A 21217-nucleotide genomic window follows, 5' to 3' on the forward strand; every position below is an offset into this window, starting at 1 on the left:
CTTTTAATGCGCAATTATGGGCATATAAAGGTTTGTGAAACCGCGATACGGGCTTGCGTCCGGCTGCAGCAAATCCCCCAGGCGGTGCGGTGCCGGCATGAACCGGCAGTCTTTTTGCCTACAATGAAGCTCCAACCATCGCAGTTGCCAAAGATGTTGGTTCAGGGCGCGTCACCAGTCGACGCGCCCTTTTTTCTTGCGCGCAGCTTTGCCATCCAATCACTTGACGTTTTCCGTTGATGAATCACATCCGAAATTTTTCCATCATTGCGCACATTGACCACGGCAAGTCGACGCTGGCCGATCGCCTGATCCAGCGCTGCGGCGGCCTGGCCGAACGCGATATGCAGGCCCAGGTGCTGGACTCGATGGACATCGAGAAGGAGCGCGGAATCACCATCAAGGCGCAGACGGCGGCGCTGCAGTACAAGGCCCAGGACGGGCAGGTCTACAACCTCAACCTGATCGACACCCCCGGCCACGTCGACTTCTCGTACGAAGTGAGCCGTTCGCTGTCGGCGTGTGAAGGCGCGCTGCTGGTGGTCGATGCCTCGCAGGGCGTGGAGGCGCAGACCGTGGCGAACTGCTACACCGCGCTGGAGCTGGGCGTGGAAGTGCTGCCCGTGCTCAACAAGATGGACCTGCCCAATGCCGACCCCGACAATGCCCGGGCCGAGATCGAGGACGTGATCGGCATCGACGCCACCGACGCCATTCCGTGTTCGGCCAAGAGCGGCATGGGCATTGACGAAATCCTCGAAGCCATCGTCGCCAAGGTGCCGGCGCCCAAGGGCAATCTCGCGGGCCCGCTGCGCGCGATGATCATCGACAGCTGGTTTGACCCCTATGTGGGCGTCGTGATGCTGGTGCGCGTGGTCGACGGCCGGTTGCTCAAGGGTGAGCGCTTCAAGATGATGGCGTCCGGTGCGGTGTACAACGCCGACAACCTGGGGGTGTTCACACCGGCCAACGAGCCGCGCACGTCGCTCGATGCCGGCCAGGTGGGCTACATCATCGCCGGCATCAAGGAATTACAGGCCGCCAAGGTGGGTGACACCATCACGCTCGAAAAGAAGCTGCCCAACAACGCCGGCCCGGCCGCCGAGGCCTTGCCCGGTTTCAAGGAAATCCAGCCCCAGGTGTTTGCTGGCCTCTACCCGACCGAGGCCAGCGAATACGACCAGCTGCGCGATGCGCTTGAAAAGCTCAAGCTCAACGATGCCTCGCTGCAGTACGAACCCGAAGTCTCGCAGGCGCTGGGCTTTGGCTTCCGCTGCGGTTTTCTGGGGCTGCTGCACATGGAGATCGTGCAGGAGCGGCTGGAGCGCGAGTTCGACCAGGATCTGATCACCACCGCGCCCAGCGTGGTCTACCAGGTGGTCAAGGCCGACGGCGAAGTGCTCATGGTCGAGAACCCCTCCAAGATGCCCGACCAGGGGCGCCTGGAAGAAATTCGCGAGCCCATCGTCACCGTGCACCTGTACATGCCGCAAGACTATGTCGGCCCGGTGATGACGCTGGCCAACCAGAAGCGCGGCGTGCAGATGAACATGGCCTACCACGGCCGCCAGGTCATGCTGACCTATGAGATGCCGCTGGGCGAGATCGTGCTCGACTTCTTCGACAAGCTCAAGTCGGTGTCACGCGGCTATGCGTCGATGGACTACGAGTTCAAGGAGTACCGTGCCTCCGACGTGGTGAAGGTCGACATCCTGCTCAACGGCGAGAAGGTCGATGCGCTGTCTATCATCGTGCACCGCAGCCAATCGCAGTACCGCGGCCGCGCCGTGGTCGCCAAGATGCGCGAAATCATCAGCCGCCAGATGTACGACGTGGCCATCCAGGCGGCGATCGGCGCCAACATCATCGCCCGCGAAACCATCAAGGCGCTGCGCAAGAACGTGCTGGCAAAATGCTACGGCGGCGACGTCAGCCGCAAGCGCAAGCTCCTCGAAAAACAAAAAGCAGGCAAGAAACGCATGAAACAAATCGGTTCGGTCGAGGTGCCCCAGGAAGCCTTCCTGGCTATTTTGCAGGTGGAAGACTGATGCGGGCCGTGCAGGTGCTCACCTCGCTGGTGCTCGCGGCGTTCGTGGCCTACGTCGGGGCATGGTATTTCGGTGCGATCGAAGGCAACTTCGCGCTGCTGCTGTTCCTGGCCACCGTGGTCACCGGCTGCTACTGGCTGGCCGAGCGGTTTTATTTCCTGCCGCAGCGCCGCCGCGCCGCCCAGGCGATCGAGGATGCCGCCGTGCAGCGCCGTGCCGAGCTCGACCGCATGGGCATCGCCAAGGTCGACGTGGACGTGCAAGAGGCCAAGGGCCGTGTCCTCATGCAGCCCTGGTGGCTGGACTGGACGGCGGGGCTGTTTCCTGTCATCGCGGCCGTGTTCCTGCTGCGCTCGTTCCTGTTCGAGCCGTTCAAGATTCCCTCGGGCTCGATGATCCCGACGCTGCTGGTGGGCGACCTGATCCTGGTGAACAAGTTCACCTATGGCGTGCGCCTGCCGGTGATCAACACCAAGATCACCGAGGGCAACGCGCCCGCGCGCGGCGATGTCATGGTGTTCCGCTACCCGCCGCAGCCCAGCCTGGACTACATCAAGCGCGTGGTCGGCGTGCCCGGCGACGAGGTCGCCTACCTGAACAAGCGCCTGACGATCAACGGCCAGGCCGTGCCCACCGCGGCCGCGCCCGACTTCTTCGATGAAGACGCCATGCGCTACTTCAAGCAGTACCAGGAGCAGCTGGGCACGCACAGCCACCGCCTGCTCAACAACCCCGAGGTGCCGGCCTTCGTGCAGGGCGCCAGCAGCTTCGCCTACCGCGAAAACTGCCGCTACAGCGTCGAGGGCGTGGTCTGCAAGGTGCCCGAGGGCCACTACTTCATGATGGGCGATAACCGCGACAATTCGCTCGATTCACGCTACTGGGGCTTCGTGCCCGACAAGAACATCGTCGGCAAGGCCTTTTTTGTCTGGATGAATTTTGGCAATCTCAAGCGCATTGGGTCGTTCAACTGAGCCGCCGCTGCCGCGGTACACAAGCAAGAGGGAGTGGGGCATGGGGATTCATCGCACAGCCATCCGGTCGCGCCAGCGCGGCATGTCGTTCATCGGCCTGATCGTCGCCGGGGTGTTGGCCGTGTCGGTCTTTGCCATTGGCGGGCAGTCGCTGCCGATCTTCCTGGAGTACCAGGCGGCCCGCAAGGCCATCGAGAAGGCCAAGCATGAAACCACGGTGCCGGCCGTGCGCGCCGCGTTCGACCGTGCCGCCGCGATCGACGACATCCACTCGGTCAAGGGCTCCGACCTCGACGTCACCAAGCGCGGCGAGAAGGTGGTGGTGTCGTTCAACTACGCGCGCGAGATCCCGCTCGCGGGTCCGGCCTACCTCGTCTACCGCTTCCAAGCGCAGACCGACTAAGTGCAGCCCGGTCTTGTTTCGCTGCAGGCGCGCCTGCAGCACGAATTCTCCGATCTCGCGCTGCTGCAGCGTGCCGTGACGCACCGCAGCTTCGGTGCCGACCACAACGAGCGCCTGGAATTCCTCGGCGACTCGGTGCTCAACCTGGCCGTGGCCAGCCTGCTCTATGCGCGCCTGAGCGCGCAGCCCGAGGGCGACCTCTCGCGCGTGCGCGCCAACATGGTCAAGCAGGAGACGCTGCACCAGCTGGCGCTGGGACTGCAGGTGGCCGATGTGCTGCGCCTGGGCGAGGGCGAATCGCGCTCGGGCGGGCACAAGCGCCCATCCATCCTGGCCGATGCCGTCGAGGCCCTGATCGGCGCCGTGTACCTGGACGCCGGCTACGGCCCGGCCGAGGCCTTGGTGCACCGGCTGTTTGCCGCCGTCGAGATCAACCCGCAAATGCAAGCCGCTGCCAAGGACGCCAAGACCGCGTTGCAGGAGTGGCTGCAGGGCCGCAAAATGAAGCTGCCCGAATACCGCGTGGTGGCCACCGTAGGTGCGGCCCACCGGCAAACCTTCGATGTGGAATGCCACATCCCCGAACTGGCGCTCACCGAGCGCGGCATTGGTGGCTCGCGCCGGGCCGGCGAGCAGGCCGCCGCCGCCGCCATGCTGGCCACCCTGAAAGCAAAGAAACCATGAACGATGCTACCAAAAAAGTAGCTACCAACGCAGACCCCGTCAGCGCTGAAGCCCAAAAACACCTTGAAAACCCCGAGGCGTCGCAGACCGCTGAAATGCCCGAAGCGGTCGAGGCTGCGGCCGGGGAGGGGGCGGGCGGTCCGCAGCGCTGCGGCGTGATCGCCATCGTCGGCAAGCCCAACGTCGGCAAGTCCACGCTGCTCAACGCGCTGGTGGGCCAGAAGATCAGCATCACCTCGCGCAAGGCGCAGACCACGCGCCACCGCATCACCGGCATCCGCACGCTGGGGCAGACGCAGTTCGTGTTCGTCGACACGCCGGGCTTCCAGACGCGCCACGCCACGGCACTGAACAAGTCGCTCAACAAGACCGTGATGGGCGTCATCAGCGACGTGGACCTGATCCTGTTCGTGGTCGAGGCCGGCAGCTTCACGCTGGCCGACGCCAAGGTGCTTTCCCTGTTCAAGCCCGGCATCCCCACGCTTCTGATCGCCAACAAGTTTGACAACATCCACCGCCGCGCCGAGATCGCGCCCTGGCTCAAGGGCATGCAGGAGCGCCACCCGTTCGCCGAGTTCGTGCCCATGTCGGCCAAGAACAAGAACGACATCCAGCGCCTGTACGGCATCTGCGAGAAGTACCTCCCCGAAGCGCCCTGGTGGTACGACGCGGACGAGCTGACCGACCGCAGCGAGAAGTTCCTGGCCTCCGAGACGGTGCGCGAGAAGCTGTTCCGCTTCACCGGCGACGAGCTGCCCTACACCTCGACGGTGATCATCGACCAGTTCGGCGAAGAAAAGAGCAAGAACCACAAGCGCCTGGTGCGCATCGCCGCCACCATCGTCGTCGAGCGCGACAGCCACAAGGCCATGGTGATCGGCGACAAGGGCGAGCGCCTGAAGCGCATCGGCATGGAGACGCGCCAGGAGCTCGAGAAGCTCATGGACTGCAAGGTGTTCCTGGAGCTGTGGGTCAAGGTGCGCTCGGGCTGGGCCGATGACGAGGCGCGCGTGCGCTCGTTCGGCTACGAGTGACGTGAGCGACCGCAGTGCTGGCCGCGCGACCCTCCCGGCCCCGGCCTCCCGGGGCGGGGTCTTGCGCACGCAGCGCCGCCGTGCCAGCGCCTGAAGGAATGCCGTGGCCACCGCGCGCCGCTTCACCCACGAACCTGCCTTTGTGCTGCACCGCTACGACTGGAGCGAGTCCAGCCTGATCCTGGAGGTGTTCACGCGCCAGCACGGGCGCGTGGCGCTGGTCGCCAAGGGCGCCAAGAAGCCCACCTCCAACTTTCGCCCGGTGCTGCTGCCGCTGCAGCCTCTGAGCCTGACCTGGACGCACAGCAGCGCCGCCGCCGCAGGCAGCAACGACATCCATACCTTGAAGGGCGCCGAATGGGTCGGCGGCCACACCATGCCCACGGGCGATGCGCTGCTCTCGGGCCTGTACCTCAATGAGCTGCTGCTGCGCCTGCTGGCGCGCGACGACCCGCACCCCGCGCTGTTCGACGCCTACGCCGGCGTGGTGCGCGTGCTGGCCAGCGAGCATGGCGACGCGCTCGAGCCCGTGCTGCGCACCTTCGAGCTGCTGCTGCTGCGCGAAATCGGCCTGCTGCCCGTGCTCGACGCGCAAACCCTGACCCTGGGCGCGCTGCAGGGCCAGGCGCGCTACACCCTGGTGGCCGAAGGCGGCCTGCGCGCCGCCGCGCCCGGCGAGCGCGCCAGCCTCAGCGGCGTGCAGTGGCAGGCACTGCAGCATGCGCTCGACGGCGGCGTGCGCTTTGCCGCGCTGCTGCGCGCCTGCGCGCCCGTGGCCTTCGAGCTCAAGCCGCAGCTGCGCGCGCTGCTGCAATACCATTGTGGCAGCCCCTTGCTGCGCACGCGCCAGCTGATGCTTGATCTGCAAAACCTATGACCACTCCTACCCCTGAACACCGCACCGCCCTGTCGGTCAACGTCAACAAGGTTGCGCTGGTGCGCAACACGCGCCACCTGGGCATCCCGAGCGTGGTGCGCGCTGCCCAGCTGTGCCTGCAGGCCGGCGCCCAGGGCATCACCGTGCACCCGCGCCCCGACGAGCGCCACATCCGCGCGCACGACGTGTTCGAGCTGGCCGCGCTGCTCCAGGCCTGGCCGGGGCGCGAATACAACATCGAGGGCAACCCCTCGCACAACCTGATGGAGTTCATCCGCCAGGTGCGCCCGCAGCAGGCCACCTTCGTGCCCGACAGCGAGGACCAGTTCACCAGCGACCACGGCTGGAGCTTTCCGCAGGATGCCGAGCGCCTGGCGCCGCTGGTGGCCGAGTGCCGGCAGCTCGGTGTTCGCGTGAGCCTGTTCATGGACCCGGTGCCCGAACAGATGGCGCAGGCCAAGGCCGTGGGCGCCGACCGCGTCGAGCTCTACACCGAGCCCTATGCCGCCGCCTGGGGCACGGATCGCCAGGCGGTGGAACTGGAGCGCTACCGCGCCGCCGCGCAGGCCGCGCTCGACGCAGGCCTGGGCGTGAATGCGGGCCACGATCTGAACCGCGACAACCTGGCGGCCTTCGTGCGCGGCGTGCCTGGCGTGCAGGAGGTGTCGATCGGCCATGCGCTGATCGCCGACGCGCTCGAGCTGGGCTACGGCGCCACGGTGCATGCCTACCAGGCCTGCATAGCCGCCGGTTTTGCAGCAGAAAAATCCTGAATTCATAGCTGCTCGCGCTTGACCCATAAGCGTTAGAGCCCGATTTCATTCAAATTCATGATCTACGGCATTGGCACCGACATCTGCGATGTGCGCCGCATCCGCGCCAGCCTCGATCGCCACGGCGATCGCTTTGCCGCCAGGGTGCTGAGCGAGGCCGAGCTGGTCACCTGGCGCAGCCGCAGCGCGCGCTGGCCCGAGCGCGGCGTGCGCTACCTGGCCACGCGCTTTTCGGCCAAGGAGGCGTTCAGCAAGGCCATCGGACTGGGCATGCGCATGCCCATGACCTGGCGCAGCTGCGAAGTCGCCAACCTCGCCAGCGGCCAACCCACCATCGTGCTGCACGGCGCGCTCAAGCCATGGTTTGAGGCGCGCGGGCTCAGCGTGCACCTCAGCGTGACCGACGAATCCGACTACGCCGCCAGTTTCTGTGTTGTAGAGAAAATAGGCCTGTAACGCTTGCTGGGAAATCGCAGGCAGCTATCGAATCAATAGTAAAACCGTGAACACCATGACCGAACACGCTCCCATCGTTCTCGACATTGCCGGCACCGCGCTCAGCGCCGCCGACCGCCGCCGCCTCGCCCACCCGCTGACCGGCGGCGTGATCCTGTTCGCGCGCAACTGGGAAACCCGTGCCCAGCTGCTCGAACTGACCAGCGCCATCAAGGCCGTGCGCGCCGACCTGCTGGTCTGCGTCGACCACGAGGGCGGGCGCGTGCAGCGCTTTCGCTCGGACGGCTTCACCCACCTGCCGCCCATGCTCGCGCTCGGCAAGATGTGGATGAAGGACGGCAAGGGTGGCCCGGGCAGCGGCGCGATGCGCGCCACCAACGCCGCCACGGCGGCCGGCTATGTGCTGGGCAGCGAGCTGCGCGCCTGCGGCGTGGATTTCAGCTTCACGCCCGTGCTCGACCTCGACTGGGGCGAGAGCGCGGTCATCGGCGACCGCGCCTTCCACCGCGACCCGCGCGTGGTCACCTTGCTGGCCAAAGGCCTGATGCACGGCCTGCTGCAGGCCGGCATGGCCAACTGCGGCAAGCATTTTCCCGGCCATGGCTTCGTCCAGGCCGATTCGCACACCGAGGTGCCGGTCGACCCGCGCAGCCTCAAGGCCATCCTGCAGGATGACGCCGCGCCGTATCCGTGGCTGCGCAGCACGCTCACCAGCGTCATGCCCGCGCACGTGATCTACCCCAAGGTGGACCGCCGCCCGGCGGGTTTTTCGCGCAAATGGCTGCAAGACATCCTGCGCACGCAGCTGGGTTTTGACGGCGCCATCTTCAGCGACGACCTCAGCATGGAGGGCGCGCGCCGCATCGACGGAAAACTGGTGGGCTACACCGAGGCCGCCGTGGTCGCCCTGCAGGCCGGCTGCGACCTGGTGCTGTTGTGCAACCAGAGCCTAGGCGACGGCGCCGCCGTCGATGAATTGCTCGACGGGCTGGCGCAGCAGCACCGCCAAGGCCTGTGGCAGCCCAGCGCCGACAGCGAGGCGCGCCGCGTGGCGCTGCTGCCGCAAACCCTGCCGCAGGCCTGGGACGACCTGATGTTCCAGCCGGCCTACCAGCAGGCGCTGGAGATGCTGCCTTAGAAGCTGTTCACGATCTTCGAAGGAGCAGGGCCGCCAGGAGCGCAAGGGGGATAGGCTGCAGGCTGGTGTTGAGCTTGCGTTCGCAGCTCTTCCACAGACGCCTGCACTTCTCCAGCCAGGCAAAGGTATGCAGTTCGCTGCGCCTGGCCATTTTTGCACCCGGTTTAGTTTGGCTTTGCTCCTATTCATCGCCTGCGGCACTCCTTTGCGGTCCGCCACGTTGACCGTCGTCACCGCAATGGCATGCGGCCTTGCACCGCGATGCGCCGTTTGCATGTGCGTCGTGCAGGCGTTGCGCCCCTGTCTGGTCCGAGCCACGCCAGCCTGATTTTGGCCTGCTCCAGTACGTGACGGGCGCACTCCATGTGGCAAAGTGCAAGAGCACTGTCCGCCACTTTGGGAACTCCCCGGGCAGCATCCGCCGCTGGCAGTTGCTCTTGAGCAGATACCGCACAGCGCACCAAACCCCAAACCTCATACAGCCCTACCGTCCTGGCTTTGGTTCTGTTGCGCGCACCCTGCAGCAGCGTCCCGATCTCTTTGAACTTCGCGCGTTTGCTGTCGCAGGGGTATTTTTACTGTTTCACCCAGCGACTGTTGGTTCAATATCCAAGCTCGTGAGCACGCTCTTGCGCGGCAACTACTCTGCATGAGGTATTTGTCAGACATCCGCCTCAACGTGATTTGCAGCCGCCCCCTCAAATGTCATTTGGTGTTTAATTGTTATCAATAACACCAAGCGCAGCCCGACAGAAGTGCTGATTTTGAAGCAGTTGCCATTATTTCGTGAAAACCACTTCATAAATGCCATGTCAATTTTTGCCGGAGTTCTCGCACGCCAGTCCGATGGGAGCATTCCAGCGCAGCTCATGGAGGAGCTGCGTGCATCGGTATCGCGCCACCCCGACGATTTGGGACGGTTGCGAGAATTCAAAGATGACAAGGTCTTCATGGTCAAGGTGGATATAGGCGCCTTGAACGCTGCAGGCGAGTATGGCAGCCCCGAAATGGCGGCTTTCGTGGCGGGAGACCCTTTGCTGCAAAGTCACGCTGGCGCATTGCCAGCGTTACGCTCCGAAGGTCTGGCAGCAGTCGCCCATGACCTGGTGCTCAATCGGCACCACAGCTTGCGTTCGTGCCGGGGAACCTTCTGCGCCGTTGCCTACGAAAAATCCACCCATAAACTGCACCTGGTCACCGACAAGCTGGGCGTGCGGCCAATTTATTGCTGGGTGCTGCCAGATTTCATCTTGTTTGCCACCGCGCTTCGCATCCTGGAAGCGGTGTCTTTTTTTCGCAGATCCCTGCACCTGCAAGGCGCCGCGGAGATCGCCTGCTACGGCGCTGCGCTGGCAGATCGCACGCCTTATCAGGGTATCTTTTGCCTGCTTGCCGGCGAAGTGGTGAGCGCCGATGGGGCTGGAGCACTGCAGCGAGTGCAATATTGGCGCTGGGATGAACTCCCTGTGGCGCAGCCATCTGAGGCTCCTGTGGCCCAGCGCATTTACCGGCACTTCCAGGAGGCAGTCCAGATTCGCCTGGGCGACCAAAAAGCAGTGGCTGCGCACCTGAGCGGTGGCCTGGATTCGCGTGCCGTCGTGGCCGCACTGCAGGCGGGCGGCGCCGAGGTGTGCACAGTGAATTTCAGCCTGCCGGACAGCCAGGACCAGGTGCTCGGCCAACTTGCGGCCGAGCGCCTGGGCACGCACCACACGTCCAGGCCGGTGCAAGCGTTGCTCGATGGCGACCGCCACAGCAATGCCACGGTGCGCGACTGGCTGAACTCCGCGGCGTATCTGGCGCACCAACCCGAGCGGCCGCGCGTCATCTGGTCTGGCGATGGCGGGGGTGAGTGCTTGGGCCACGTTCACCTGAATGCAGACATCGTTGCGGCCACCCGCGCGGATGATCTGGATGGCGCCGTTGACAAGTTTATGGCGTACAACCGCTGGAGCCTGTCGGCCAAGCTCCTCAAGCCGCGCATTGCCAAAACCTTGGCGGACCTGTCGCGCAGCGGCATGCTGTCTGAACTCCGATCGGTGCACCCCGCCGACAAGGGCCGGGTTTTTCACCTGTTTCTCGTGCTGAACCAGCAGCATCGGCACCTGGCCAGCCATTTTGAAAACCTGGACATGACGCGCACCGAGTTGGAGGTGCCATTTTTCGACAGCGAGTTTCTCAGCGCCATCGTGCGTGAAAAAATTGATCCGTTCTTGCGCCACTCCTTTTATCTGGACTGGCTGCGGTGCTTTCCGCCAGGCGTGCTCGAGATTGCGTGGCAGGCCTATCCGGACCATGTGCCTTGCCCCCTCCCGCTGCCGCCAGGGCTGGGTTATCAGTGGGACGAGGCCACGGCAAAGGCAAAGAGAAAGACGTCTGGCGCGCTGTTAGCCGAAGCCCGCCAGCTCGCCGGCGAGGCCGGATTTGCAGATGAATTCCTGCGTTATGGTTACATGCACATGTGCATGGCTCTGCTGCGTCTGGGGCGCAATGAATACGACTACCTGCTGCATGCCCCTGCGGTGTTGCACCGGTACTGGCTGCGCAGCCATGGCGAGGCGCGCAGGGCCGGCCCTGCGCTGCGCAGGACAGCAGCGTGAGTTCCGCTGCGGCTCAACGCTCTGCGCGCTGCTGTGAGATGGCTGCCGAAGGCTCGGAAGGAGCAGGGCGCGCGTCCATTGCAGGGGGACTGGCCATGTCTGGCTTGGCACGGGCAGCGGGAACGCCCGCCTACAGAGCGGGCGGCGGCGGTGGTGCGGCAGGCACTTGCGTGCCCACCTTCCATCGCCGCACCACGCGCTGGAAGATCAGGGCGTTGGGGATCTGCAGCAAGGTGCCCGTGCCCTCGCCCAGGCTGTCTTCGAGCGTGGTGTAGAGCAGGTTGATGTCCACCACGCGCCCGCGCGCGCCGGGCTTGTCGGCGGTGTCGAGCAGCTCGATGGTGTCGCCCACGCGAAACGGCCCGACGGTGAAGATCAGAAAGGCGCAAAACAGGTTGGACAGCACGCTCCAGGCGGCAAAGAAGGCGACCGCCGCCACGGTGGCAAACCCCGTGAAGGCGGTCCACAGCACGGTGGCGGACATGCCCAGGCGCTCGAGCACCAAAAGCAGCGCGCTGACCATGATGGTCCAGCGCAGCAGGGCCTTGATGGGCACGAGCAGCTCGTGCGGCAGCGCGTAGTGCTGGCTCGCGCGCGACACGAGGCGGCGCAGCAGGTGCTGCAGCAGCAGGGCCGTGAGTAGGATCAGCAGGATCTGCAGGCCCGGAACGATGATGTCGAGCCAGTCCTGGGCCCATTCGGGCAGGTAGAGTTTGAGAGAGCGTTGCATGGTCGGTCCCGAAAGAAAACCGGGCGCCGCAGCGCCCGCAAAAGAGAAGGCGCCGTGCATCAGGCCATCCGCTGCTCGACCGTGTCCATCTGCATCTCGAAGCTGAAGAAACGGTCGCGCCCTTGGGCCTTGGCGGCATACAGCGCCTGGTCGGCGCGCATGATCATGCTCTCGGCGCTGGTGTTGTCATCGGGCAGGCAGGTAGTGATGCCGCCCGACAGCGTCAGCACGGCGCCCAGCGGCGAGTCGGGGTGGGCGATGGCGCGCACGCGCAGCAGCTGGCCGAGCGCGCGCGCAAACGTCATCGCGCCCGAGCGCGGCGTGTTGGGCAGGATCAGCGCGAATTCCTCGCCGCCATAGCGCGAGGCCACGTCGCGCGGGCGCACGCACACTTCGCGCAGCAGGCGGCCTACTTCCCGCAGGCAGATGTCGCCCTGGACGTGGCCGCTGGCGTCGTTGTAGAGTTTGAAGTGGTCGAGGTCACAGAGCATCAGCGTCAGCGGCGTGCCGTCGCGCCGCGCCGCGAGGATTTCGCTGTGCAGGATGCGGTCGAAGCCGCGCCGGTTCACGAGCCCCGTGAGGGCGTCGGCTTCGACCATTTCGTTGAGGCGCTGGTTGGCCTGGTGCAAATCTTCGGTCAGCGACACCAGGCGCCGGCGCATGTCCAGCAGGCGGCGCATGGCGCGCAGCTTGGCCACGAGCACGATCGGCGTGACGGGCTTGACGAGGTAGTCGTCGCCGCCGGCCTCGATGCCGCGCCACACGTCCAGGTCGCCGTCCAGGCTCGAGAGAAAGATGATGGGGGTCCAGTCGCCGGGCTCGGCAATGCGCATCTGCTGCGCCACCCAGTAGCCGTCGTGGCCGGGCAGCTTGATGTCCAGCAGCACCAGGTCGGGGCGGCGCAGCTTGAACAGTTGCAGGGCCGCGTCGCCGCTGGCGGCTTCGAGCACCTCCGAGACGCCGGCATGGCGCAGCTCGCCGACCAGCGCGGCACGCACCGCGGCCTGGTCTTCGACCACCAGTACCGTGAACGGGCCCGTGGGGGCCTGGGCGGGGGATGGGGCGGCGGGCAGGGCAGGCGGTGCGGCCATGGCGCTTGGTGTCACGCTTCGCGGCGCAGCGCCGGGAAGAGGATCACGTCACGGATGCTGGCGCTGTCGGTCAGCAGCATCATCAGGCGGTCGATGCCGATGCCGCAGCCGCCCGCCGGCGGCATGCCGTATTCGAGCGCGCGCACGAAGTCGTGGTCGAAATACATGGCCTCGTCGTCGCCGCTGTCCTTGGCCGTGACCTGGGCGGTAAAGCGGGCCGCCTGGTCCTCGGCGTCGTTCAGTTCGCTGAAGCCGTTGCCGAACTCGCGGCCGGTGATGTAGAGCTCAAAGCGCTCGGTGACTTCGGGGCGCGCATCGTTGGCACGCGCGAGCGGGCTGATCTCGGTCGGGTGCTCCATGATGAAGGTCGGCTGCCAGAGCTGGTCTTCGACGGTTTCCTCGAAATACAGCACCTGCAGGCTCGCCAGGCTGCGCTCGGACAGCTTGTTCCGGGCCTCCGACAGGCCCAGTTTCTTGAGCGCGCCGATGAGCCAGACGGCGTCGTCCACGTGCGCGCCGGCCTCGGTGTACTGGAAGATGGCTTCGCGGATCGTCAGGCGCGCAAACGGCTGGCCCAGGTCGACCGCGCGGCCCTGGTAGGAGAGCTGCAGCGAGCCCGTGGCCTTGAGGGCCGCGTCGCGCACCAATTCCTCGGTAAAGCCCATGAGGTCCTGGTAGTTCCAGTAGGCTGCATAGAACTCCATCATCGTGAACTCGGGGTTGTGGCGCACCGAGATGCCTTCGTTGCGGAAGTTGCGGTTGATCTCGAACACGCGTTCGAAGCCGCCCACCAGCAGGCGCTTGAGGTACAGCTCGGGCGCGATGCGCAGGAACATCTCCTGGTCGAGCGCGTTGTGGTGCGTGGTGAAGGGCTTGGCGTTGGCGCCGCCCGGAATTGGGTGCAGCATGGGCGTCTCGACCTCCAGGAAGCCGTGCTGCACCATGAAGTCGCGGATGCTGCTCACGGCCTTGCTGCGCGCCACGAAGCGCTTGCGCGCGGCCTCGTCGGTCATCAGGTCGATGTAGCGCTGGCGGTATTTCACCTCCTGGTCGGCGATGCCGTGGAACTTGTCGGGCATGGGGCGCAGGCTCTTGGTGAGCAGGCGCAACTGCGTCACCTTGACCGAGAGCTCGCCGGTCTTGGTCTTGAACGCCGTGCCTTCGGCGCCGACGATGTCGCCCAGGTCCCAGTGCCTGAAGGCGGCATAAAGCTCCTCGCCCACCGCGTCGCGCGTGATGTAGAGCTGGATGCGCCCACCCGTGGCGCCAAAGGAGCCGTCCTGCACGGTGGCGAAGCTGGCCTTGCCCATCACGCGCTTGAGCATCATGCGGCCGGCCACGCTGATCGGCACCGGCTGCGCTTCCAGCGTCTCGGCGTCCGTGTCGCCGTGCTGCGCATGGATGTCGGCCGCCTGGTGCCGGGGCTTGAAGTCGTTCGGAAAGGCCACGCCCGTGCCGCCCTGGAGGGACTCGCGCAGCGCGCGCAATTTGTCGCGGCGTTCGGCGATGAGCTGGTTTTCGTCTTGGGGGGCGGGTGCGGGATTCAGGTCAGACATAGAGGCCGTCGATGCGGGACGTAAAGATGGGGGCTGCATGCAGCCGAACCGTTGATTTTATGGTGTATGGCATCCGGGGTGCGGGGCTGCCGGTTTATGGCGGCGCAATCCCGGTGCGTTCGAGCACATCGCCCACCAGCTCCAGGCGCACCAGCGGGTTGTCCAGCTCCATCAGTTGCTGCTTGAGCTCCAGGGGCACGGGCAGCAGTTCGCACCAGCGGTTGGCCACCCAGCCGCTGTCGCCCAGCTGCGCCGGCGTCGGCGCGATGGCGGAGGGCGCGCCCGGGTCGCGTTGGCGCAGGGTGGCCAGCACGTGCGCGAGGGCCTTTGCGGTCGGCGCCAGGTCTTCGGGGATCGGCACGGACAGATCGTCCGCCATCTGTTCCACGTCGGCCACCCACAGCCCGTGCGGCAGCAGGGTGCGCTGCAGGATGTGAAAGCGCGTGCCGCCGTGGCACTGCAGCGTGAGCAGGCCGTGCTGGGGCGCCTCGAGGCGCTCGATGCGGGCCAGGGTGCCCACATCGTGGAATTGCTCCAGGGGGGCGCCGGCGCGGCGCACTTCGTGGCCGCTGTGCAGGGCGACCACGCCAAAGGGCGCGCCGGCCTGCTGGCATTTGCGCACCATGTCGAGGTAGCGCACCTCGAACACGCGCAGCGCGAGCACGCCGCCCGGGAACAGGACGGCGCTGAGCGGGAACAGCGGCAGCGAAGTCAGCGTGAGGTGTTGCGTCATGGTGGCGTGGCCCGGTTGCATTCCCCGCACTGCCGCGCCCGCGCTCGGAACCGCGGAGCACCCTGCGTTGCACCGGAATGGCCCTGCGGTGCATTCCGGTGCGTTGGCCCAGGCAGTGGGTTGGCTATCATCCCATGTCGCATTGCCGACCCGAACCCCGACCTGCCCATGCTCTACCAAATTGTTTCGTTTTTGCTCGATGTGGCCGCTGGCCTGCTGTGCGGCGCCTGCCTGCTGCGCATCTATATGCAGTGGCAACGCATCGGCTTCGGCAACCCGGTCGGCCGGCTGGTGTTTGCGCTCAGCGACTGGATGGTGCTGCCGCTGCGCCGGCTGCTGCCTGCCAAGGGGCGCTGGGACTGGGCCAGCCTGGTCGCTGCGGGGCTGGTGGAGCTGGCGCAGTATGTGCTGCTGTGGTTGGTCCTCGGCGCGGGCGCCGGGTGGGCGTGGCTGCCCTGGCTGGCGCTGCTGGGCCTGGTGCGCGTGGCCATCACCGGCACCATCGGGCTGCTGATCGTCTATGCCGTGATGTCCTGGGTGCAGGCGCGCTCGCCCATCGCCGACGTCATTGCGCGCTTGTGCGAGCCGCTGCTGCGGCCGGTGCGCCGGGTGCTGCCGACGCTGGGCGGGATCGACCTGTCGCCGCTGGTGCTGCTGGTACTGCTGCAGATCGCCATGATGGTGCTGGCGCAGTGGCAGGTGGCGCTGCTGTTGCCCTGAACGCAGCAGGGCGTCGATTTACGCCAAATAAGGCTCCAGCGCTTACTGGGAAAGCATTGGAAGCTATCGATTCAATAGTGCGGTGCAGCGTACCTGGCCGCGCACGCTGCCCGGGCGTCAGGCCACGGCGTCGGCCGGCAGGCGCTGCAGCATGGCCAGGCTTTGCGCGATGGTGTTGCGCAGTTCACGGCGGTCGCAGATGAAGTCGACGGCGCCCTTGGTCTGCAGGAACTCGGCACGCTGGAAGCCTTCTGGCAGCGTCACGCGCACGGTCGATTCGATCACGCGCGGGCCGGCAAAGCCGATCAGCGCCTTGGGCTCGGCAATGACGATGTCGCCGACGAAGGCGAAGCCGGCGCTCACGCCGCCCATGGTCGGGTCGGTCAGCACGCTGATGTAGGGCAGGCCCTTTTTCGCCAGGCGCGTCAGCGCGGCGTTGGTCTTGGCCATCTGCATGAGCGAGAGCAGGCCCTCCTGCATGCGCGCGCCGCCCGTGGCGGTGAAGCAGATGAAGGGCACCTTCTGCTCGATCGCGGTTTCGACGCCGCGCACGAAGCGCTCGCCGACCACCGAGCCCATGCTGCCGCCCATGAAATCGAACTCGAAGCAGGCAATGACCACGTTGATGCTTTTGACCGCACCGCCGAAGACGATGAGGGCGTCGGTCTCGCCGGTGTTCTCCAGCGCTTCTTTCAGGCGTTCGGGGTACTTGCGGCTGTCCTTGAATTTGAGGGCATCGACCGGCAGCACTTCCTGGCCCAGTTCGTAGCGGCCTTCGGGGTCCAGGAACGCGTCGAGCCGCATGCGCGCGCCGATGCGGTGGTGGTGGCTGCAGGTGGGGCAGACGCACTGGTTGTGCTCCAGGTCGGCCTTGTAGAGCACGCTGTCGCAACTCGGGCATTTGACCCAGAGGCCTTCGGGCATCTGGCGGCGCACCGTCGGGTCGGTGGGCTGGATTTTGGAGGGCAGGAGTTTTTCAAGCCAGGACATGGGGTTTCCTCTTCAACGGCGCTGGCGCGCACAGGGGTGGGCGCCAGCGCAGGATTATGCGTCGAGTGCCTTGCGCACACCGCGCAAGAAGCTCACGGCCAGCGGCACGACCTTTTCGTGGGGCTGGTCGTCGAGCAGCTGGATGATGCGGCTGCCGATGACCACGGCGTCGGCCACGCGGCCCACGGCCTGGGCGGTGGCGGCGTCGCGGATGCCAAAGCCCACGCCGACGGGGATGTGCACGTGCGCGCGGATGCGCGGCAGCATCTCTTCGACGGCCGAGGTGTCGAGCGCGGCCGAGCCGGTCACGCCCTTGAGCGAGACGTAGTAGACGTAGCCGCTGGCCACGCGCGCCACCTGCGCCATGCGCTCGGGCGTGGAGGTGGGCGCCAGCAGGAAGATCAGGTCCATGCCGTGGGCGCGCAGCTCGGCGGCAAAGGCTTCGCATTCCTCGGGCGGGTAGTCGACGATGAGCACGCCGTCCACGCCCGCGGCTGCAGCGTCGCGCACAAATGCGCCCTCGCCATGGACCTGGTCGTAGCGCTCGACCGGGTTGGCGTAGCCCATCAGCACCACGGGCGTGGTCTGGTTGCGCTTGCGGAACTCGGCGACCTGCGCCAGCACCTGCACCATGCCGATGCCAAGGGCCAGCGCCTTCTCGCCCGCCTTCTGGATCACCGGGCCGTCGGCCATGGGATCGGAGAACGGCACGCCGAGCTCGATGATGTCGGCCCCGGCCTCGACCATGCCGTGCATGAGGGCCGGCGTGATGTCGGCAAACGGGAAACCGGCCGTGACGTAGGGGATCAGCGCCGTGCGGCGCTGCGCCTTGAGTTGTTCGAAAGTGGTCTGGATGCGGCTCATGGTTTGCTGTCTCCACCCTTCACGGACAGGCCGCGCAGGGAGGGGCGGTCGTAAAAATCTTCGCCCGAGAGGTCGGCCACCGTGCCGATGTCCTTGTCGCCGCGGCCCGAGAGGTTGACCAGGATGGATTGGTCGGGCCGCAGGGTCTTGGCCAGCTGCATCGCGTAGGCAAAGGCGTGGCTCGACTCGAGCGCGGGGATGATGCCCTCGGTGCGGCACAGGTGGTGGAAGGCCGCCAGAGCCTCCTGGTCGGTGATGCCGACGTATTCGGCCCGGCCGATCTCTTGCAGCCAGGCGTGTTCGGGGCCGACGCCGGGATAGTCCAGGCCGGCGCTGATGCTGTGCGTCTCTGTGATCTGCCCGTTGTCGTCCTGCAGGATGAAGGTCCGGTTGCCGTGCAGCACGCCGGGGCTGCCCTTTTGCAGCGAAGCCGAGTGCTTGGGCGTATCGAGGCCTTCGCCAGCGGCTTCGACACCGATCAGGCGGACGTTTTCAAACGGAATGTAGGGGTGGAAGATGCCCATGGCGTTGCTGCCGCCGCCCACGCAGGCGACCACCACGTCGGGCTGCTCGGCAGCGATCTTCTGCTCGGCCAGCATGGGGGGCATCTGCGTGAGGCACTCGGTGCCGATCACGCTCTGGAAGTCGCGCACCATCATGGGGTAGGGGTGCGGGCCGGCCACGGTGCCGATGATGTAGAAGGTGTTGTCGACGTTGGCCACCCAGTCGCGCATGGCCTCGTTGAGCGCGTCTTTGAGCGTCTTGCTGCCCGACTCGACCGGCACCACGGTGGCGCCCAGCAGCTTCATGCGGTAGACGTTGGGGCTTTGGCGCTTGACGTCTTCCGCGCCCATGTAGACCACGCACTCGAGGCCGTAGCGCGCGCAGATCGTGGCCGTGGCCACGCCATGCTGGCCGGCGCCGGTCTCGGCAATGATGCGCGCCTTGCGCATGCGCTTGGCGAGCATGGCCTGGCCGATTACGTTGTTGATCTTGTGCGCGCCGGTGTGGTTGAGGTCTTCGCGCTTGAGGTAGATTTGCGCGCCGCCGATCTCGCGGCTGGTGCGCGCAGCGTGGTAGATGGGCGAGGGCCGGCCGACGAAATGCGCGAGCTCGTATGCGAACTCGGCGACAAAGTCGGGATCGTGCTGGTAGCGCGCATAGGCGTCGCGCAGCTCCTGCAGGGCAAAGGTGAGGGTCTCGCTGGCAAAGCTGCCGCCGTAGCGGCCGAAGTGGCCCGAGGAGTCAGGTTGTTGGTAAGAAGCCATGGGGGGTGTTCGCAAGTTGGGCATCGGCCGCACGCACGGCGGCGACGAAGCGATAAATCTTGTCGGCGTCCTTGACGCCCTTGATGGGTTGGCCACCAGGGCCGTCAAGCTCGACGCCGGAGCTGATATCAACTGCCAGCGTCTTGCAACGCGGGCGCACCTGCAAAATGCCATCGGTCACGTTTGCAGGCGTGAGCCCACCACTTAAAACGAGGTGACAGGCGACGCTTGGAGGTAGCAGTGACCACTGAAAGGACTGGCCGCCGCCGCCATAGCCTTCGACGTGGGCGTCGAGCAGGATGGCTTGGGCGCGAGAGTGAACATGGGCATATTCTACGAGGTCGAAGCGCGCACCCTCGGCCCCCAGGGGAATGCGCGCGGCGCGCACGAAGGCCCGGGCGCCCTGACCGCTGGCCGCCCAGCATTGCTCGGGTGTCTCATCACCATGAAATTGCAGTGTGGCGCCCGCCACATAAGCGCTCGCAGCTATCACATTGGAAGCGGACTCGTTGACGAACAGCAGCACCGGCGTGACAAACGGCGGCAGGCGCGCGGCCAGCTGCGCCGCGCGCTGGGGCGTGACGGCGCGCGGGCTGGGGGCGTAGAGCACAAACCCCACGGCATCAACGCCCGCCGCCACGGCGGCGTCCACGTCCTGTTCGCGCGTCAGACCGCAGACTTTGATGCGGGTGCGCGCTGGGAGAGAGTGTGCGGAAGGGGGGGAGATAAGGCTGGATCGGTGGCTGCTCATGGCAGCCAATCATACGCAGGGGTGCGTGTGGGCAGGCCCCACGCGGGGTCGTAGACCGGTCCGAGAAAGTACAGGCCGTCGGGCGAGAACGTGGGCGCGGCCACCTTGCGCGAGCGTGCCGCCAGCACCTCGCGCACCCAGTCCGCGGGCTGCGCGCCCTGGCCCACGGCGATCAGGCAGCCCATGAGGTTGCGGATCATGTGGTGCAGAAAGGCGTTGGCCTCGAATTCAAAGCGCCAGTAGCACGCGGTCCCGGCGTCGCCGGTCTGCGGATGCGCGGAGCCGCGGCGCGTGATGTCGATGCGGTGCAGGGTCTTGACGGGCGTCGGCGACTGGCAGGCGGCGGCGCGAAACGAGCTGAAGTCGTGCTCGCCCAGCAGGTGGGCGGCCGCAGCGCGCATGGCATCGCCGTCGAGCGGCCGGAACACCCAGCCCACACGCCCGGCATCGACGCTGGGGCGCACGGGCGACTGCAGCAGCACGTAGGCATAGCGCCGCGCGGTGGCGCTGGCCCGCGCATGGAACGCGCCGGGCACGGCCTGCGCCCATTGCACCGCAATGTCGGCGGGCAGAAAGGCGTTCGTGCCACGCACCCACGACTGTGGCGTGCGCTCCAGCGGCGTGTCGAAATGCACCACCTGCATGAGGCCGTGCACCCCGGCGTCGGTGCGGCCGGCGCACAGCGTGGACACGGGGTGCGTGGCAAAGCGCGCCAGCGCGGCTTCGAGCTTGTCCTGGATGGTCTGGCCCGAACTCTGGCTTTGCCAGCCCTGGTAGCCGTTGCCGCTGTAGCTGACGCCCAGCGCGAGCCTCATGGTGTGTCTCCGAAGGCGCTGCGGCGCCCCGTGGGGCGCCGCACAGGCTTGACCGTTGCGACGGTCAAGCGAGTTCGGACAGCAGACGCTGCGCCCGGGTCTTGAGATCGCCGGACGACTCCGCGATTACTTCCTCGATCAGCGTGCGCGCGCCTTCGCTGTCGCCAATGGTGTTGAATTCCTGTGCCAGCGCCAGCTTGGTGGCCAGAGGGTCGTCGGGCAGGGCCGGGCCCGGGAGGGCCGGCTCAGCGCCATCGGTGCCGTCTCCATGGGCATCGCCGAGGTCCAGCGAAAGGTGCCCCAGATCGAATTCCATCATGCCCGAATCGGACACGGTGAAAGACGCCGGCTCGGTGGCGAGAGGCGCGGGCTCGGTGTCAACGCTGTCGAGCGGCGGCAGGTCCAGCGGGAAATCCATGTCGGCCATGTCGGGCGGTGCGATGGCCGGTGGGCTGGCGACCGGGTCGGGTTCCGGGGCACTGAACGCGGGCTCGGCGTCCGGGTCGTCGCCCAGCTGCGGCAGTTCCGGCGCGCCGTCTTCCACAGCGGGCGGTGCGGCAGGCAGGTCGCGCGGCGATGGTGCGGCGGCGTGGGCGATGGCTGCGGCCGCCGCCGCAGCGGCAAAGCTGTGTTGCCCGGGGGGCGGCGCCTCGGTCAGGGCATCGTCTGGCAGGTCGAAGTCGAGGTCCAGATCGAGCGCCGGCAGCGGCGC

At 66.4% G+C, this 21217-nt stretch carries 22 protein-coding genes and 1 pseudogene; 12 read left to right on the forward strand and 11 right to left on the reverse strand.

Annotated elements, in window-relative coordinates:
- The 10 genes from B2J89_RS22490 to nagZ all read left to right on the forward strand — a co-directional run.
- Nucleotides 1-240, forward strand: a 240-nt coding sequence (locus tag B2J89_RS22490; protein WP_205763778.1) for a hypothetical protein, incomplete at its 5' end; no start/stop codon positions are given.
- Nucleotides 240-2048: a translation elongation factor 4 gene (lepA, locus tag B2J89_RS10495; RefSeq protein WP_169169029.1), complete on the forward strand. Its 1809-nt coding sequence runs from the start codon at nt 240-242 to the stop codon at nt 2046-2048. The genes B2J89_RS22490 and lepA, both read left to right, overlap by 1 nt.
- Nucleotides 2048-3022 (forward strand): signal peptidase I, encoded by a 975-nt coding sequence (gene lepB / locus B2J89_RS10500; protein ID WP_169169030.1) that lies wholly within the window; start codon nt 2048-2050, stop codon nt 3020-3022. The genes lepA and lepB overlap by 1 nt, the downstream gene beginning before the upstream one ends.
- A gap of 40 nt (nt 3023-3062) precedes the next feature.
- Nucleotides 3063-3425, forward strand: coding sequence for a DUF4845 domain-containing protein (locus tag B2J89_RS10505; RefSeq protein WP_169169031.1), 363 nt, complete (start codon nt 3063-3065; stop codon nt 3423-3425).
- Nucleotides 3426-4109 carry a ribonuclease III gene (gene rnc, locus B2J89_RS10510; RefSeq protein ID WP_169169032.1) on the forward strand — a complete coding sequence of 228 codons (684 nt, stop codon included), beginning with the start codon at nt 3426-3428 and terminating at the stop codon, nt 4107-4109.
- Nucleotides 4106-5143: a GTPase Era gene (gene era, locus B2J89_RS10515; protein ID WP_169169033.1), complete on the forward strand. Its 1038-nt coding sequence runs from the start codon at nt 4106-4108 to the stop codon at nt 5141-5143. Before rnc ends, era begins: the two co-directional genes overlap by 4 nt.
- A gap of 103 nt (nt 5144-5246) precedes the next feature.
- On the forward strand, nt 5247-6020 hold the full coding sequence (recO, locus tag B2J89_RS10520) for a DNA repair protein RecO (RefSeq protein ID WP_169169034.1): 774 nt from the start codon (nt 5247-5249) through the stop codon (nt 6018-6020).
- The gene (locus B2J89_RS10525) at nt 6017-6793 is read left to right on the forward strand and encodes a pyridoxine 5'-phosphate synthase (protein WP_169169035.1); all 777 of its coding nucleotides are present in this window, start codon (nt 6017-6019) and stop codon (nt 6791-6793) included. The genes recO and B2J89_RS10525 overlap by 4 nt, the downstream gene beginning before the upstream one ends.
- A gap of 57 nt (nt 6794-6850) precedes the next feature.
- Complete coding sequence (acpS, locus tag B2J89_RS10530) at nt 6851-7249, forward strand: holo-ACP synthase (protein ID WP_169169036.1); 399 nt, start codon at nt 6851-6853, stop codon at nt 7247-7249.
- Nucleotides 7250-7304: 55 nt separating this feature from the next.
- Nucleotides 7305-8387, forward strand: a complete 1083-nt coding sequence (gene nagZ, locus B2J89_RS10535) for a beta-N-acetylhexosaminidase (RefSeq protein WP_169169037.1) — start codon at nt 7305-7307, stop codon at nt 8385-8387.
- A gap of 7 nt (nt 8388-8394) precedes the next feature.
- Here nagZ and B2J89_RS23200 read toward each other — a convergent pair.
- Nucleotides 8395-8923: pseudogene (locus B2J89_RS23200) on the reverse strand (hypothetical protein).
- Nucleotides 8924-9142: 219 nt separating this feature from the next.
- Between B2J89_RS23200 and B2J89_RS10545 the strand changes: the two are divergent.
- Entirely contained in the window at nt 9143-10987 is a 1845-nt protein-coding gene (locus B2J89_RS10545) for an asparagine synthase-related protein (protein ID WP_169169038.1), read from the forward strand.
- A gap of 130 nt (nt 10988-11117) precedes the next feature.
- On the opposite strand, the gene B2J89_RS10550 is transcribed toward B2J89_RS10545, so the two are convergent.
- From B2J89_RS10550 to B2J89_RS10565, 4 genes are all read right to left on the reverse strand, one after another.
- Entirely contained in the window at nt 11118-11717 is a 600-nt protein-coding gene (locus tag B2J89_RS10550; RefSeq protein ID WP_169169039.1) for a mechanosensitive ion channel family protein, read from the reverse strand.
- A 59-nt stretch (nt 11718-11776) separates the two neighbouring features.
- Complete coding sequence (locus B2J89_RS10555; RefSeq protein ID WP_169169040.1) at nt 11777-12808, reverse strand: diguanylate cyclase domain-containing protein; 1032 nt, start codon at nt 12806-12808, stop codon at nt 11777-11779.
- A gap of 11 nt (nt 12809-12819) precedes the next feature.
- A complete protein-coding gene (lysS, locus tag B2J89_RS10560) occupies nt 12820-14364 on the reverse strand; it encodes a lysine--tRNA ligase (protein WP_169169041.1) in 1545 nt (514 codons plus the stop codon).
- A 94-nt stretch (nt 14365-14458) separates the two neighbouring features.
- On the reverse strand, nt 14459-15097 hold the full coding sequence (locus B2J89_RS10565; RefSeq protein WP_169169042.1) for an LON peptidase substrate-binding domain-containing protein: 639 nt from the start codon (nt 15095-15097) through the stop codon (nt 14459-14461).
- A gap of 168 nt (nt 15098-15265) precedes the next feature.
- Between B2J89_RS10565 and B2J89_RS10570 the strand changes: the two genes are divergently transcribed.
- Nucleotides 15266-15817 (forward strand): YggT family protein, encoded by a 552-nt coding sequence (locus B2J89_RS10570; protein WP_169169043.1) that lies wholly within the window; start codon nt 15266-15268, stop codon nt 15815-15817.
- A 117-nt stretch (nt 15818-15934) separates the two neighbouring features.
- On the opposite strand, the gene accD is transcribed toward B2J89_RS10570, so the two are convergent.
- The 6 genes from accD to B2J89_RS22775 all read right to left on the reverse strand — a co-directional run.
- Complete coding sequence (accD, locus tag B2J89_RS10575; RefSeq protein ID WP_169169044.1) at nt 15935-16807, reverse strand: acetyl-CoA carboxylase, carboxyltransferase subunit beta; 873 nt, start codon at nt 16805-16807, stop codon at nt 15935-15937.
- Between the two features lie 54 nt (nt 16808-16861).
- Nucleotides 16862-17671 carry a tryptophan synthase subunit alpha gene (gene trpA, locus B2J89_RS10580; RefSeq protein WP_169169045.1) on the reverse strand — a complete coding sequence of 270 codons (810 nt, stop codon included), beginning with the start codon at nt 17669-17671 and terminating at the stop codon, nt 16862-16864.
- Nucleotides 17668-18939 carry a tryptophan synthase subunit beta gene (gene trpB, locus B2J89_RS10585; RefSeq protein ID WP_169169046.1) on the reverse strand — a complete coding sequence of 424 codons (1272 nt, stop codon included), beginning with the start codon at nt 18937-18939 and terminating at the stop codon, nt 17668-17670. Before trpB ends, trpA begins: the two co-directional genes overlap by 4 nt.
- Nucleotides 18917-19690: a phosphoribosylanthranilate isomerase gene (locus B2J89_RS10590; RefSeq protein ID WP_169169047.1), complete on the reverse strand. Its 774-nt coding sequence runs from the start codon at nt 19688-19690 to the stop codon at nt 18917-18919. The genes trpB and B2J89_RS10590 overlap by 23 nt, the downstream gene beginning before the upstream one ends.
- Nucleotides 19687-20505 (reverse strand): tRNA pseudouridine(38-40) synthase TruA, encoded by an 819-nt coding sequence (truA, locus tag B2J89_RS10595; protein ID WP_169169048.1) that lies wholly within the window; start codon nt 20503-20505, stop codon nt 19687-19689. Before truA ends, B2J89_RS10590 begins: the two co-directional genes overlap by 4 nt.
- Nucleotides 20506-20569: 64 nt before the next feature.
- A partial coding sequence (locus B2J89_RS22775) for a FimV/HubP family polar landmark protein (protein WP_305792655.1) occupies nt 20570-21217 on the reverse strand: 648 nt, incomplete at its 5' end.

The sequence above is a fragment of the Acidovorax sp. SRB_24 genome (assembly GCF_012931925.1).